Origin of the sequence: Methylobacterium komagatae, from assembly GCF_042661665.1 — a bacterium.
GTDB classification, from domain to species: domain Bacteria; phylum Pseudomonadota; class Alphaproteobacteria; order Rhizobiales; family Beijerinckiaceae; genus Methylobacterium; species Methylobacterium komagatae.
Window position 1 is genome coordinate 2,670,214 of the sequence record NZ_JBHSWN010000001.1, and the last position, 13,943, is coordinate 2,684,156.

Consider the following 13,943-nt stretch of genomic DNA (forward strand, 5'->3'; position numbering starts at 1 on the left):
TCTCGTCCTCAAGCCGGCATCATCATGCTTCGCCGCTTCATCGAAGAGTTCGGCCTCTTCCTGATACCCTTCGGCCTGTTCCTCGTGTTGCTCGTCGTCACGGGACGCAATCCTTTCCAGTTCCATCACTGGAGCAAGCAGGGCTTCCGGCTCGTGCTCGCCGGACTGTTCGTGGTCATCATGTCCCTCGTGTACGAGGGCCTGTTCTCCGAGCGCCGTTCCACGGGCTATGTGCCGCCGCACATGGAAAACGGCCGCCTCGTTCCGGGACAGTTCCGGTGAGCCGCACGCTCGATCGGGCTGGCCCGGCGGCGCTCCTCGCCCGCCCCGGCGTGCGCGCGGCTTTCGCGGCGCTGTCTGTTCCAGGAGAGGAAACGCGCCTCGTCGGCGGCTGCGTGCGCGATGCGCTGCTGGGCCATTCCGCGTCCGATATCGACCTCGCCACGACGCTTCGCCCGGAAGCTGTGATGGAGCGGGCAAGGGCGGCAGGTTTGAAAGCCGTGCCGACCGGCATCGAGCATGGCACCATCACCGTGGTCACGCCGCAGGAACCGCTGGAAGTCACGACGCTTCGTGAGGATGTCGAAACGGATGGTCGCCATGCCGTGGTGCGATTCGGCGGCGACTTCGCGCAGGATGCGGCCCGGCGCGACTTCACGATCAACGCTCTCTCTGTCGGTGCCGATGGCATTGTGCACGATACGGTCGGGGGCGTGGACGATTTGCATGCGGGCCGTGTCCGCTTCATCGGTGAGGCCGCAACCCGCATTCGCGAGGATGCCCTGCGCATCTTGCGGTTCTTCCGTTTCCACGCGCGCTTCGCTTCCGGCGAGCCCGATGCGGAAGCGCTATCCGCCTGCATCGCCGCGCGCGATGCCCTCGACGGCCTGTCCCGCGAGCGGGTGCGTAGCGAGTTCATGAAGCTTCTGCTCGCGCCGGGCTGCGTGCCCGTGGCAGCCCTTCTTGCAACGACCGGGCTGCTACAGCGGATCAGCGGCGGCGTGCCTGAACTCGGACGCCTCGCCCGCAGCGCGGAGGCAGGGCAGGGCGCTGCAATGCGGCTCGCAGCCCTTTGCGTCCATGCCGCTCATGACGAGCCTCGCCTGCGCGAGGACTTGCGCCTCGCCAACAACGAAGCTGCGCAACTCGCGACCTATGCTCGCCTACTTGAAGTTCTCCACGGTCGAGAGCGGATTGGTCGCGGGGACGTCAGGGCTCTAGCAGCCCGGCATGGTGGGGCGATGGTCGCGCAGACCCTGGCGATCCTGTCGGCAGAGCCTCGTCCGCAGCCGGATGCCGATGCACTTGCCGAGGCCAATGATCTGGCCGGTGGGAAGAACGATCCGGTCTTTCCCCTGGCGGGGAGCGACCTCATCGACGCTGGCTTGAAGCCCGGCCGCCATATTGGACACGGGTTGGCGGTGGCGAAAGCCGAATGGCTCGCTCGCGGCTGTCCAATGGATGAAGTTTCGCGCGGCGACCTTCTGGCGAAGGCCTTTGTCGCTGCAAGCCAATAGGGCAGAGCCCGGCTCTCGAAACGAAAACGTCCCCGCGCCTTTCGGTCGGGGACGCCGTGTCGTTGGACAAGGCTATGAAGCTTAGAGCTTCAGCAGTTCCTTGGTCTCACGCAGCTGCACGATCTGAGCATTGGCTCCTCGCGCTTCTGCGGATCCTCGGCCATGTCGTACTGCAGTTGAATTGCCTCGATGTCGCGGTCGAGGGAAGCCGCGTTTAGCTCCTCGATCGGGGCCGCGCGCTCGGCCAGGACAGTGACGCCCTGCGGACCGATATCGGCGAAGCCACCGCGGACATAGATGCGCTTGCCCGCACCGGCGCTCTCGGTGACGACGATGACGCCGACGCGCAGCGACGTGACGACCGGGGCGTGACCCGCCATCACGGTCATCTCGCCCTCAATACCGGGCAACTGAACGGCGTTCACCTCGCCGGAATACAGCGTCCGCTCGGGGCCGACGAAATCGAAATGGAAGGTGGCCATCGTCTCAGAATTCCCGCCTCAAGCTCTCTTCCCGGAGGGAAGTATGGCCCCTCCCCGGTAAGGGGAGGGGCTATAGCCGGCTTACGCCGCCTTGAGCTTCTTGGCCTTCTCCTGGGCCTCCTCGATGGTGCCGACCATGTAGAAGGCCGCCTCGGGGAGGTCGTCGTAGTCGCCGTTCACGAGGCCCTTGAAGCCCTTGATCGTGTCTTCCAGGGCAACCTGCTTGCCCGGCGAGCCGGTGAACACTTCGGCCACCGAGAAGGGCTGCGAGAAGAAGCGCTCGATCTTGCGGGCGCGGGTCACGGTGAGCTTATCCTCTTCGGACAGGCTCGTCCATGCCCAGGATCGCGATGATGTCTTGCAGGGCCTTGTAGCGCTGCAGGGTCTGCTGCACGCGGCGGGCCACGTCGTAGTGCTCTTCGCCGAGGATGGTCGGCGACAGCATGCGCGAGGTGGAGTCCAGCGGATCCACGGCCGGGTAGATGCCCTTCTCGGCGATGGAGCGGGACAGCACGGTCGTGGCGTCTAGGTGGGCGAACGAGGCGGCGGGCGCCGGGTCGGTCAGATCGTCGGCCGGCACGTACACGGCCTGCACCGAGGTGATGGAACCCTTGTTCGTGGTGGTGATGCGCTCCTGCAGGGCGCCCATGTCGGTGGCCAGCGTCGGCTGGTAACCCACGGCCGAGGGGATACGACCGAGAAGCGCCGACACCTCGGAGCCCGCCTGGGTGAAGCGGAAGATGTTGTCCACGAAGAACAGCACGTCCTGGCCCTCGTCACGGAACTGCTCCGCGATGGTCAGGCCGGTCAGGGCCACGCGGGAGCGGGCGCCGGGGGACTCGTTCATCTGGCCATAGACCAGCGCGCACTTCGAACCCTCGGCCGAACCGCCGTTCTCCTTCGGGTTCTTATTCACGTTGGACTCGATCATCTCGTGATAGAGATCGTTGCCCTCACGGGTACGCTCACCCACGCCGGCGAACACCGAGTAACCGGAGTGCACCTTCGCGATGTTGTTGATCAGCTCCATGATCAGCACGGTCTTACCGACGCCGGCGCCGCCGAACAGGCCGATCTTACCGCCCTTGGCGTAGGGAGCGAGCAGGTCCACCACCTTGATGCCGGTGACGAGGATCTGCGCCTCGGTCGACTGCTCGGCGTAGGAGGGAGCCGGCTGGTGGATGGCGCGGTAAGTGTCCGTGACGACCGGGCCGAGCTCGTCGATCGGCTCGCCGATGACGTTCATGATGCGGCCGAGGGTGTTCATGCCCACCGGAACCTTGATCGGCTCGCCGGTGTCGGTGCACTCCTGCCCGCGGGTCAGACCCTCGGACGTGTCCATGGCGATGCAGCGGACGGTGTTCTCACCGAGCTGCTGAGCGACCTCGAGGACGAGGCGGGCGCCGTTGTTCTTGGTCTCCAGAGCGTTCAGGATCTCGGGCAGGTGGCCCTCGAACTGCACGTCGACCACGGGGCCGATGACCTGGGTGATCTTGCCGGTCTTGTTGGAGCCGGCGCCGGGGAGTGCGGTGTTCGCCATTGTCTGCTGACCCTTCAATCTGTGCGGACGGTGCCGATACCCTTAGAGGGCCTCTGCGCCGGAGATGATTTCGATGGCTCCTTGGTGATCATCGCCTGACGGGTCCGGTTGTAGACCAGCGTCTGCTTCTTGATCATCTCGCCCGCGTTGCGCGTGGCGGAATCCATCGCGCTCATGCGCGCGCCCTGCTCGGAAGCGGCGTTCTCGAGAAGCGCCCGGTACACCTGCACTGCGAGGTTCTGCGGCAGCAGGGTCTCCAGGATCGCCTCCTCGGAGGGCTCGAACTCGAGCGATGCTTCGCCTCCGGGCTTGGCCGTGCTGTCGGTCGTGGCCGGAAGCTCCGCCGGGATCAGGCGCTGCGCGGTCGGAACCTGCGAGATCACCGAGCGGAACTCGGAGAAGAACAACGTCGCCACATCGAACTCGCCCGCATCGAAGCGCGCGACGATCTTCTGGGCGATCTCGGTCGCGAAGGCGTAATCCACCGGCTTGTTACCGCGGATGTCCATGTTCTCGACAATCTGGTCGCGGTACTGACGGCGGAGAAGGTCGTAGCCCTTCTTACCCACGGTCATGAACTTGACCGTCTTCCCGGCGGCCTGAAGCTTCGTGACATGCTCACGAAGGGCCATGCGGACGATCGAGGAGTTGAACGCGCCGCAGAGGCCACGGTCGCCGGTGCAGATGACCAACAGGTGCACCTGCTCTGAGCCCGTGCCGGACAGCAGCTTCGGGGCGCCAGCGCCGCCGACCATGTTGCCAGCGAGATTAGCCAGCACGCCAGCCATCTTCTCGGCGAAGGGCCGGCCCGCTTCAGCGGCCATCTGGGCGCGGCGCAGCTTGGCTGCGGCGACCATCTGCATGGCCTTGGTGATCTTCTGCGTCGCCTTCACCGAGGTGATGCGGTTCCGCAGGTCCTTCAAGCTCGCCATCGAGTGAGGTCCAGGTCCGTTCCTAGGGGCCTCTCCTCCCGCGGATCGAGAGGAGGCGGATGGTGCTCGCCCGGTTCAGGCAAGCGCAAGCCTGATCCCGGGCGGTCCCGGGATCAGGAGGGCTCGGTTCAGGCGATGGCCTTGGCCACGCCCTCGACGACGGTCTTGAGCTTGCCGGCGTTCTCGTCCGACAGGTCCTTCGAGGCGGCGATCGAGTCGAGCAGGTCCTTGTGCTTGCTGCGCAGGGTGGCGAGGAGCTGGTCCTCGAACGGGCGGACCTTCGCGAGCGGGAGCTTGTCGAGGTAGCCGTTCACGCCAGCGTAGATCACCGCAACCTGCTCTTCCATCTTCAGCGGCGAGAACTGCGGCTGCTTCAGGGCTCGGTAAGGCGCGAGCCGCGGTTCAGCAGCTGCTGGGTCGAGGCGTCGAGATCTGAACCGAACTGAGCGAAGGCCGCCATCTCGCGGTACTGCGCCAGCTCGCCCTTGATCTTGCCGGCGACCTTTTTCATCGCCTTGGTCTGAGCCGAGGAGCCCACGCGCGACACCGAAAGGCCGACGTTCACCGCCGGGCGGATGCCCTGGTAGAACAGGTCCGTCTCGAGGAAGATCTGGCCGTCGGTGATCGAGATCACGTTGGTCGGGATGTAGGCCGACACGTCGTTGGCCTGGGTTTCGATGACCGGGAGGGCGGTCAGCGAGCCGTTGCCGGCAGCGTCGCCCATCTTGGCGGCGCGCTCGAGCAAACGGCTGTGCAGGTAGAACACGTCGCCCGGGTAAGCCTCGCGGCCCGGCGGGCGGCGCAGCAGCAGGGACATCTGGCGGTAGGCGACGGCCTGCTTGGACAGATCGTCGTACACGATCACGGCATGCATGCCGTTGTCGCGGAAGTACTCGCCCATGGCGCAGCCGGCGAACGGCGCGATGAACTGCATCGGCGCGGCGTCCGAGGCGGTGGCGGCGATAACGATCGAGTACTCAAGCGCACCCTGGTCCTCGAGGACCTTCACGAACTGGGCGACGGTCGAGCGCTTCTGACCGATGGCGACGTAGATGCAGAAGAGCTTGGCCTTCTCATCGCCGCCAGCAGCATGGCCGGGCTTCTGGTTGAGGATCGTGTCGAGCGCGATGGCGGTCTTGCCGGTCTGGCGATCGCCGATGATCAGCTCGCGCTGGCCGCGGCCCACCGGGATCAGGGCGTCGATGGCCTTGAGGCCCGTGGCCATCGGCTCGTGCACCGACTTGCGCGGGATGATGCCCGGGGCCTTCACGTCGACGCGGCGACGCTCGGTCGACTGGATCGGACCCTTGCCGTCGATCGGGTTGCCGAGGGCGTCGACGACGCGGCCGAGCAGACCCTTGCCAACCGGCACGTCCACGATGGCGCCCGTGCGCTTGACGGTCTGGCCTTCCTTGATCTCACGGTCGGAGCCGAAGATCACGATGCCGACGTTGTCCTGCTCGAGGTTCAGGGCCATGCCGCGCACGCCCGACTCGAACTCGACCATTTCACCGGCCTGAACGTTGTCGAGGCCGTAGGCGCGGGCGATGCCGTCACCAACGGAAAGAACCTGACCGACCTCGGAGACCTCGGCCTCTTCGCCGAAGTTCTTGATCTGGTCCTTGAGGATCGCGGAGATCTCGGCGGCGCGGATGTCCATGGGTGCCCCTGTGGCGTTAGCGTCTGGTCGAATTACGGGTCGCGGAGTGGCGCCTTAGCGCGCAGCCCTCATCGCGAGGCGGATACCGTTGAGCTTGGTCTTGAGCGAGGCGTCGACCATGCGGGAGCCCATCTTCACGACGAGGCCGCCGATCAGGCTCGGGTCGACCACGAGGTCGATGTCGACATCCGCCTTCGCGATGTCCTTCAGCGACGCCTTGATCTCCTCGATCAGCGCGTCCGAAGGCTTCTCGGCTACCCGCACTTCGGCGCGGACGATACCCTTCGACTCCCGCACGAGGGCGCGGAACGCCGCGATCATGCCGGGAAGAGCGAAGAGACGCCGGTTCGACGCCGCGAGACGGATGAAATTGGCAGCAAGGCCGGTGATGCCGGCCTTCTCGAGGATGGCGCCGACGGCGGCTTCCTGCTCCTCGGCGCTGAAGACCGGGCTGCGCACGAGACGGCGCAGGTCAGCGCTCTCTTTCAGCAGCCCGTCGAATTGATTGAGGCCCTCGGCCACGGAGTCGAGCTGGCGCTCGTCCCGCGCGAGCTCGAAAAGAGCGGAAGCGTACCGGCCTGCCACGCCTGAGATCAGGGGACCAGCCTCGGAACCGTTCTGCGCCACCCGTCGCTCTCTTCTCTCGTTGCCCGCCGATCAGGTCTTTGGAACCCGCTCGTGCGCTGCGCAAGGCCTTTCGGCCCTGGGCAAAGGTTTTTGGATCGCGCCGGGGTCGGGCAAGGCAGTTGCCGCCCCCGTCCGGCGCGGCGACCGCCTAGCATGGCTGGACCGATGGGCGCAAGGCGAGGTGGCGTGCTGCTCGACAGGGCGGCAGAAGTGTGACGCCACCAAATTCGCGCTTTCTCAACAGGCCAGCCGGTCACATCGGCGCATGCTGCTGATCATCTTGGCCATGGACTTCGCGCCGGGATGGCCGAGAACTCCCGCATTGCCGAGTACGTAGGACGGCGTGGCGTAGAGCCCGAGGTCGGCCGCCATGCGCATATGGCTCTTCAGGGCCAGCCTGACCTCGTCGCTGTCGGCGATCTGCTCGATCTCGTCCTGCGGCACGCCCAGCGCGGCGGCTGCGGTCAAAGCGCCGGGGCCGTCGATGCGGCCGGGCTTCGACAGGAGGGTACGGTAGAAGCCGAACGCCGCCGCCGAGCCCAGCTTGCGTTGAACGGCGAGCATCACCTTCGCCGCCTGCGCCGATTCCGGCGAGAGGATTGGATTTTGGACGAGCCCGATGCGCAGGGCCGCGTCCGACTCGTGCAGGGCCACGACGTCGGCGGCGGCCTTCCGGCACCAGGGGCAGTTGAAGTCGAAAAACTCGTAGAGAACCGTCTCGCCGTCCTTCGGCCCGGCATAGGTGACGCCGCGCAGGGCGGGGATCTGTCCCGTGATCTCACCGGGGAGGACGGAATTCGCTACCGCCTTGCCGTCGTCGCCGGTCACGGCAACGCGTTGGCCGTAGGATTGGGCGGCGGCCGGCCCCGCAAGGGCGAGACCGGCGGAGGCCGCGAGGAGGCGGCGGCGGGACAACATCATGGGGGAACCCGTGCGGCGTCAGATGGCGCTTTTATGGCTGCCCCCGGTTGTCGTCATCTTAAGCCCGGGGGCGGTCTCCACTCGCCCAGGCGAGGGCCTGTTCCAGCCGGTCGTTACCCCAGAACAATTCGCCATCGTCCGTGAGGAAAGTCGGGGCCCCGTAGATCCCACGAGACCGCGCTTCCTCGACGGCGACCCGCAGCTTCGTCTTGTTGGCGTCGGACGCGGCTGCCTTCAGCACCTGTGTCCCGTCGAGACCGAGCGAATCGAGGATCGCGACGACCGCCGATGGCTCCGAGATGGAGCGCCCCTGCGAGAAGCTCGCGGAAAAGACCGCCTTGGAGAACGGCACCAGCCACTCCTGATCCTGTCCGAACAACGCGACCCGAACGGCATTCAGGCTGTTCTGCGGGAAGGGATCGGGCTTGGTGATCGGTGGCAGACCATAACTCGCGGCCTGCCGTTCGAGATCGCGCCACATGTTCCTGCCCTTGGCCGGGAACAGGTTGAACGGCGAGGTCGTCCAGCCCTGCGAAGCGAAGAGCGGGCCAACGAGGAAGGGCCGCCAGCGCACGCTCACACCCGCCGCCTCTGCCGCTGCCTCGATGCGGTGCGCCGCGAGGTGCGAATAGGTCGATGCAAATTCGTACCAGAACTCCAATGTGGGCTGGCGCGCCATCTGTTCGGCCTCTCGGTAATCGTCTCACAGGTTCGGTCTGGCCAAGTTGGGCCGCCGACGCCAGGGCTCAAGGCGTCCGACCTGTCGATTCGGGCCCATCCTCACAGGGGCATACGCTCAAGGCGGCATGCCGGTTGCAGGTCGGTGTTGCCCGCGATAAGCCGCCGCCTTCCAGGCCCTCCTGTTACCGGACGTCGCATGACCGATCTCGCCAAGCCCCCCGTGAAGAAGGTCGTGCTCGCCTATTCCGGCGGCCTCGACACCTCGATCATCCTGAAATGGCTGCAAACCACCTATGGCTGCGAGGTGGTGACGTTCACCGCCGACCTCGGCCAGGGCGAGGAGTTGGAGCCCGCGCGGCGCAAGGCCGAACTCCTCGGCATCAAGCCGGAGAACATTTACATCGAGGACCTTCGCGAGGAGTTCGTTCGCGATTACGTGTTCCCGATGTTCCGGGCGAACGCCGTCTACGAGGGCGTGTACCTGCTGGGCACATCCATCGCCCGCCCGCTGATCGCTAAGAAGCAGATCGAGATCGCCGAGCGCGTGGGCGCTGATGCGGTGTGCCACGGCGCCACCGGCAAGGGGAACGATCAGGTCCGGTTCGAACTCGGCTACTATGCCCTGAAGCCGGACGTGACCGTCATCGCCCCCTGGCGCGAATGGGATCTGCGCTCGCGCGAGCAGCTGATCGCCTTCGCCGAGCAGCATCAGATTCCGATCGCCAAGGACAAGCGCGGCGAAAGCCCGTTCTCCGTCGACGCCAACCTGCTGCACGCCTCATCCGAAGGGAAGGTGCTTGAGGATCCGGCGGTCGAGGTGCCGGATTACGTCTACTCGCGTACGCTTTCACCCGAAGAGGCGCCTGACCAGCCGACCATCATCACCATCGGCTTCGAGCGGGGCGACGCGGTCTCGATCGACGGCGAAAAGCTCTCGCCCGCGAGCCTGCTGGCCAAGCTCAACGAACTCGGCCACGCCAACGGGATCGGCCGGCTTGACCTCGTCGAGAACCGCTTCGTCGGCATGAAGAGCCGCGGCATGTACGAGACGCCCGGCGGCACGATCCTGCTGCCGGCCCACCGCGCCATCGAGTCGATCACCCTGGACCGGGGTGCGGCCCACCTGAAGGACCAGCTCATGCCGCAATACGCGGAGCTGATCTACAACGGCTTCTGGTTCTCGCCGGAGCGGGAAATGATCCAGGCGCTGATCGACAAGAGCCAGGAGAAGGTCACCGGCACCGTCCGGCTCAAGCTGTACAAGGGCGGCGTCCATGTCATCGGCCGGGAGAGCCCGAATTCGCTCTACGACCAGGACCTCGTGACCTTCGAGGAAGGCGCCGTCGCCTACGACCACCGCGATGCGGCGGGCTTCATCAAGCTCAACGCCCTGCGGCTGCGTACGCTCGCCCAGCGCAAGAAGCGCGAAGGCTAATCATCGCCTCAGGCAGGCGCCCAACCCTTCCGTCCGCCCCATCATCCCCTGGATCTGCGCCGCCCGGCGACGCACTCCGGGGGAGGGGCGGCCGGCACTGCGGACGATGGGATTCGGCAGGACGGCGGCGAGCAACGCCGCCTCGGAGCGCGTGAGATCGGCGGCGTCCTTATGGAACCAGTGGCGGCTCGCCGCCTGCGCCCCATAGATGCCCTCGCCCCATTCGGCGACGTTGAGGTAGATCTCCATCATCCGGCGCTTGCCCCACAGCGTGTCGAGCGTGAGCGCCAAAGGAATCTCGATCGCCTTGCGGATGTAGGACCGCCCTGGCCACAGGAAGACGTTCTTCACCGTTTGCATGGCGATGGTCGACGCGCCGCGCGAGGGCGAATCCTCATCCTCCACCACGTCGCGGAGGGCGCCGAAATCGACACCATTGTCGAGGCAGAAGCGCTGGTCCTCTGAGGTCAGCACCGCGAGTTGCAACGCCGGGGCGATCCGCGACAGGGGCACGGCCTGACGCTCGACGGGCTGCAGCGTCAACCAACGGCCAAGCATCAGAGTCGACGGCGGCGTCACTGCGCTATAGACGAGCGCCAACGTGAGCAAAATGACGACAATCACCGCGGGAACGAGCAGAATCAGCCCGACCGCCCGCCGAAACGGCCCCGACCGTCGGGTTCGGGTCGCCGGTCGCGGCTGCGCAAGCCGTTCCGGATGCCCCTCTTCGGCCCCGGCTCTGATGTCATCCTCCCTCACGCCGATGCTCAACTTACCCCGCACGGCCAGATCCGGACGCAGCGCCCGATGAACCTGAACTCCTCAACGCAGTCGGAAGCCAGTCCGGTCAAGACGAACTCTTCCGCGTATGACTTTTCCCACAGGCTCGCGCAGGTTGCGCAGCAGGTCGAGACCTTCCTCGTGGAACGTCTCGGCGAGCAGACCGGCCCGGGTGAGATCACGCGCCCCCCGCGCCTGATGGAGGCGATGCGCCACGCAGTGCTCGGAGGCGGCAAGCGCCTGAGGCCGTTCCTCGCCATCGAGACGGCCCGGATGCTCGGCGGTGCCGAGGCGGCGGCACTGGCGGCGGGCGCGGGCGTCGAGCTGGTGCATTGCTACTCGCTCGTCCACGACGATCTTCCGGCCATGGACAACGACGACATGCGCCGCGGCAAGCCGACGGTGCACAAGGCCTATGACGAGGCCACCGCGATCCTGGTGGGCGATGCCCTCCAGACGCTGGCCTTCGAGGTCGTTGCCGACCCGACTTGGCAGCCGGATCCGGCGATCCGCGCCGACCTCGTGCTCGGGCTCGCCCGCTCCTCCGGACTCGGGGGGATGGTCGGCGGCCAGCTTCTCGATCTCACCGCCGAGGGCCGGTTCGGTGCGGTCGATCTCGGCGTCGATGACACCCTCCGCATGCAGGCGATGAAGACCGGCGCCATTCTCGCCTTCTCGGTGGAAGCCGGTGCTCTCGTCGGCGGGGCCGACAAGGACCAGCGGGCCGCGCTGCTGCGCTACGGCCATGCGCTGGGCCAAGCCTTCCAGATCGCCGACGACATCCTCGACCGCGAGGCATCCCCGGAAGCGATGGGCAAGGCCACCGGCAAGGACAAGGACGCGGGCAAGGCGACCCTGGTCGACCGCCTCGGCCTCGATGGCGCCCGCGCCGAATGCGACCGCTTGGTCGCCGAGTGCGAAGATGCCGTGTCGCAATGGGGCGAGGGGGCCCGCATCCTGCGCGATGCGGCGCGGTTCACGGTGGCGCGGAAGACCTGAGGGGCTTCCCCGACCTCGCCGCCGTCTTTGCGAGCAAAGCGAAGCAAATCAGGGAGGCGCGCGTTTTGGATCCGCGCCGCCGCTCTGGATTGTTTCCCGGGGTACGCGACGAGAATGCCTATCCCCGCCCGACGAACGGCATCTTTGTGGCCATGACGGTCATGAACTGCACGTTCGCCTCGATCGGCAGGTTCGCCATCATGAGGATGGCCTCGCCGACGTGAAGCGGGTCCATCACAGCCTCGGCGCGGATGCTGCCGTCTGCCTGAGGCACGCCCTCCTTCATTCGGCCGCCCATAGGCGTGTCGGCATTGCCGATATCGATCTGGCCGCAGGCGATGTCGTAGGCGCGACCGTCGAGGGAGGTCGACTTGGTGATGCCGGTCACCGCGTGCTTCGTGGCCGTGTAGGCGATCGAGTTCGGGCGCGGCGCATGCGCCGAGATCGACCCGTTATTGATGATGCGACCGCCGCGCGGATTCTGGTCGCGCATGACGCGGAAGGCATGCTGCGTACACAGGAAGATCGCTGTCAGGTTCGTGTCCACAACCTGACGCCACGTTTCGAGAGGGAGATCCTCCAGCGGCACGGCCGGTGCGCCGATCCCGGCATTGTTGAACAGCATGTCGAGGCGGCCGAATGTCTGCACGGTCGTGTCGAACAGGGCGCGGATCGATTCGGGATCGGTCACGTCGGTCGGCACGACGAGCGTGTTCTCCGCGCCGATCGCGGAGGCGACTTCGTCCAACAATTCTCGACGGCGGCCGGAGAGCACGACCTTCCAACCCGCGCCCGCAAGCGCCACGGCCGCAGCCTTTCCGACACCGGTTCCGGCGCCGGTGACAATCGCGATTTTGCCCGTCCCGCTCATGATGTCCTCCCTGGGCTCTTTGGTGACAGGCTGTAGTGCGAGGCTCGCGCGGCACGCAATCGGCCGTGTTCCAGAGACGAGCGGGAAAGCCCGCGATTGTCGCAAAGGGAACGCTCAGAGCGGCATGGGCGTCGAGATAGGTGATGCCTCACGATCCGTCCCACCCTCCCGAGATTGCCTTCCGCCAGATCGATCTGGGCGAGGTGAATCTGCATGTGGCCGAAGCTGGGCCCGCAGACGGGCCGGTCGTAATCCTGCTTCACGGCTTCCCGGAGAGTTGGGTGGGCTGGAAGAAGCAGATCGGTCCGCTGGCGAAGGCGGGTTTCCGGGTGATCGTGCCCGATCAACGGGGTTACGGTCTCAGTGACAAGCCGGGGGGCATCGAGCCCTATCATCTTGATCGTCTGGCCGAGGATGTCGTCGCCCTCGGGCGGCCTGCGGCGCGGAGCGATTCCATCTGGCGGGGCACGATTGGGGCGGCCTCGTCGCGTGGTGGGTCGCGAGCCATTTTCCCGAACACGTTGTCCGACTCGCAATTCTCAACGCTCCGCATCCGGGCATCGTGCGCGATTACATCCGGCGGCATCCCGGCCAGTGGCTACGCAGCCTCTATGTCGGCTTCTTTCAGATGCAGGGCTTCGCCGAACGCTGGCTCGTGGCTGATAACGCGAAGGCGCTGCGCCGGGCGCTCGATCAGACCAGCAAGCCAGGCACGTTCACAAAGGCCGAACTCGACGCCTATGCGCGGGATTGGACACGGCCGGGCGCGATGACGGCCATGCTGGCGTGGTACCGTGCGCTCGTCAGGCTACCCCGCCGCGATCCGGCCCGCGTGACGATGCCGACCCTGATTCTCTGGGGCCAACGCGATCACGCCCTTCAACCCGGCCTGGCGGAAGCGAGCCTGCATCTGTGCGATCGTGGCCGGATACGCTGGTTTCCCGATACCACGCATTGGATTCAGCACGAAGATTTCGAAGCTGTCTCGATCGCGCTCGCCGCCTTCTTCAAGGGGGAGGACCTTGGATCGGGATCTGGATAGGCTCGTTCTCGATTAATCCCTGCCTAAGTATAAGAAAATCATATTTCTTTTTGCTCGCAGCGAGGGAACTTACAGCGATCCCGGGGCCTTACGCCGCCGCCAGACATTCTCGTCCGGAGGACCACCGTGATCTCTCTTCGTACCTCTCTCGCCGCCGGGCTCGTCCTCGGTGCGCTTTTCGCCGGATCAGCCCAGGCCGCGCCGGTGCCGGTCCAGACGGGCCTCACCCAGGACGGTATTGTGGAGCAGGCCGCGATGCGCCGTCATCACTACCACATGCACCGCCATCACTCGACGCGGCACCAGCGCCGGATGCGCCGCATGAACACCATGCGCCATGGCGATCCGAATGCCCGTAACCCGCAGCAGCCCGGCTACAAGCAGCAGCTCGGCAACACCACGGGTGGCCCGCGCTACTGAGTTTTTCGTAAGACAGGCCCGGCGCCGAGGGTGCCG

At 66.1% G+C, this 13,943-nt stretch carries 10 protein-coding genes and 5 pseudogenes; 6 read left to right on the top strand and 9 right to left on the bottom strand.

Annotated features, from left to right (window positions below; genetic code table 11):
* The first annotated feature begins 24 nt into the window (after positions 1-24).
* Both ACFQE0_RS13050 and ACFQE0_RS13055 read left to right on the top strand, forming a co-directional pair.
* A complete protein-coding gene (locus ACFQE0_RS13050) occupies positions 25-282 on the top strand; it encodes a DUF6111 family protein (RefSeq protein WP_378970212.1) in 258 nt (85 codons plus the stop codon).
* Positions 279-1,517, top strand: coding sequence for a CCA tRNA nucleotidyltransferase (locus ACFQE0_RS13055; protein WP_378970214.1), 1,239 nt, complete (start codon positions 279-281; stop codon positions 1,515-1,517). Before ACFQE0_RS13050 ends, ACFQE0_RS13055 begins: the two co-directional genes overlap by 4 nt.
* 81 nt (positions 1,518-1,598) lie before the next feature.
* On the opposite strand, the pseudogene ACFQE0_RS13060 reads toward ACFQE0_RS13055, so the two are convergent.
* The 7 genes and pseudogenes from ACFQE0_RS13060 to ACFQE0_RS13090 form a co-directional block, all read right to left on the bottom strand.
* Positions 1,599-1,999: pseudogene (locus ACFQE0_RS13060) on the bottom strand (F0F1 ATP synthase subunit epsilon).
* Between the two features lie 81 nt (positions 2,000-2,080).
* Positions 2,081-3,539 (bottom strand): annotated as a pseudogene (gene atpD, locus ACFQE0_RS13065) (F0F1 ATP synthase subunit beta).
* A 42-nt stretch (positions 3,540-3,581) separates the two neighbouring features.
* Positions 3,582-4,471 (bottom strand): annotated as a pseudogene (locus ACFQE0_RS13070) (F0F1 ATP synthase subunit gamma).
* 128 nt (positions 4,472-4,599) lie between these two features.
* Positions 4,600-6,131 (bottom strand): annotated as a pseudogene (atpA, locus tag ACFQE0_RS13075) (F0F1 ATP synthase subunit alpha).
* Between the two features lie 54 nt (positions 6,132-6,185).
* Positions 6,186-6,758 (bottom strand): F0F1 ATP synthase subunit delta, encoded by a 573-nt coding sequence (locus ACFQE0_RS13080; RefSeq protein ID WP_378970216.1) that lies wholly within the window; start codon positions 6,756-6,758, stop codon positions 6,186-6,188.
* A gap of 237 nt (positions 6,759-6,995) precedes the next feature.
* On the bottom strand, positions 6,996-7,679 hold the full coding sequence (locus ACFQE0_RS13085) for a DsbA family protein (protein ID WP_378970218.1): 684 nt from the start codon (positions 7,677-7,679) through the stop codon (positions 6,996-6,998).
* 58 nt (positions 7,680-7,737) lie between these two features.
* Positions 7,738-8,358 carry a 2-hydroxychromene-2-carboxylate isomerase gene (locus tag ACFQE0_RS13090; protein WP_378970221.1) on the bottom strand — a complete coding sequence of 207 codons (621 nt, stop codon included), beginning with the start codon at positions 8,356-8,358 and terminating at the stop codon, positions 7,738-7,740.
* Positions 8,359-8,556: 198 nt separating this feature from the next.
* On the opposite strand from ACFQE0_RS13090, the gene ACFQE0_RS13095 reads away from it, so the two are divergent.
* Entirely contained in the window at positions 8,557-9,795 is a 1,239-nt protein-coding gene (locus ACFQE0_RS13095; RefSeq protein WP_378970223.1) for an argininosuccinate synthase, read from the top strand.
* On the opposite strand, the gene mtgA is transcribed toward ACFQE0_RS13095, so the two are convergent.
* The gene (gene mtgA, locus ACFQE0_RS13100) at positions 9,796-10,539 is read right to left on the bottom strand and encodes a monofunctional biosynthetic peptidoglycan transglycosylase (RefSeq protein WP_378975462.1); all 744 of its coding nucleotides are present in this window, start codon (positions 10,537-10,539) and stop codon (positions 9,796-9,798) included. It abuts the gene before it with no gap.
* 63 nt (positions 10,540-10,602) lie between these two features.
* Between mtgA and ACFQE0_RS13105 the strand changes: the two genes are divergently transcribed.
* The gene (locus ACFQE0_RS13105) at positions 10,603-11,574 is read left to right on the top strand and encodes a polyprenyl synthetase family protein (RefSeq protein ID WP_378970226.1); all 972 of its coding nucleotides are present in this window, start codon (positions 10,603-10,605) and stop codon (positions 11,572-11,574) included.
* A gap of 118 nt (positions 11,575-11,692) precedes the next feature.
* Here the strand turns inward: ACFQE0_RS13105 and ACFQE0_RS13110 are convergent, their stop codons facing one another.
* The gene (locus ACFQE0_RS13110) at positions 11,693-12,445 is read right to left on the bottom strand and encodes an SDR family oxidoreductase (protein ID WP_378970228.1); all 753 of its coding nucleotides are present in this window, start codon (positions 12,443-12,445) and stop codon (positions 11,693-11,695) included.
* A 143-nt stretch (positions 12,446-12,588) separates the two neighbouring features.
* Here ACFQE0_RS13110 and ACFQE0_RS13115 point away from each other — a divergent pair.
* A pseudogene (locus tag ACFQE0_RS13115) lies at positions 12,589-13,487 on the top strand (alpha/beta fold hydrolase).
* 129 nt (positions 13,488-13,616) lie between these two features.
* Entirely contained in the window at positions 13,617-13,907 is a 291-nt protein-coding gene (locus tag ACFQE0_RS13120; RefSeq protein WP_378975464.1) for a hypothetical protein, read from the top strand.
* Positions 13,908-13,943 lie beyond the last annotated feature (36 nt).

What these genes read in the sequence shown, in the direction of transcription:
- ACFQE0_RS13050 (WP_378970212.1), top strand. Translation starts at nt 25, where the DNA reads ATGCTTCGCCGCTTCATCGAAGAGTTCGGCCTCTTCCTGATACCCTTC.
- ACFQE0_RS13085 (WP_378970218.1), bottom strand. Translation starts at nt 7,679, where the DNA reads ATGATGTTGTCCCGCCGCCGCCTCCTCGCGGCCTCCGCCGGTCTCGCC.
- ACFQE0_RS13090 (WP_378970221.1), bottom strand. Translation starts at nt 8,358, where the DNA reads ATGGCGCGCCAGCCCACATTGGAGTTCTGGTACGAATTTGCATCGACC.
- ACFQE0_RS13095 (WP_378970223.1), top strand. Translation starts at nt 8,557, where the DNA reads ATGACCGATCTCGCCAAGCCCCCCGTGAAGAAGGTCGTGCTCGCCTAT.
- ACFQE0_RS13105 (WP_378970226.1), top strand. Translation starts at nt 10,603, where the DNA reads ATGAACCTGAACTCCTCAACGCAGTCGGAAGCCAGTCCGGTCAAGACG.
- ACFQE0_RS13110 (WP_378970228.1), bottom strand. Translation starts at nt 12,445, where the DNA reads ATGAGCGGGACGGGCAAAATCGCGATTGTCACCGGCGCCGGAACCGGT.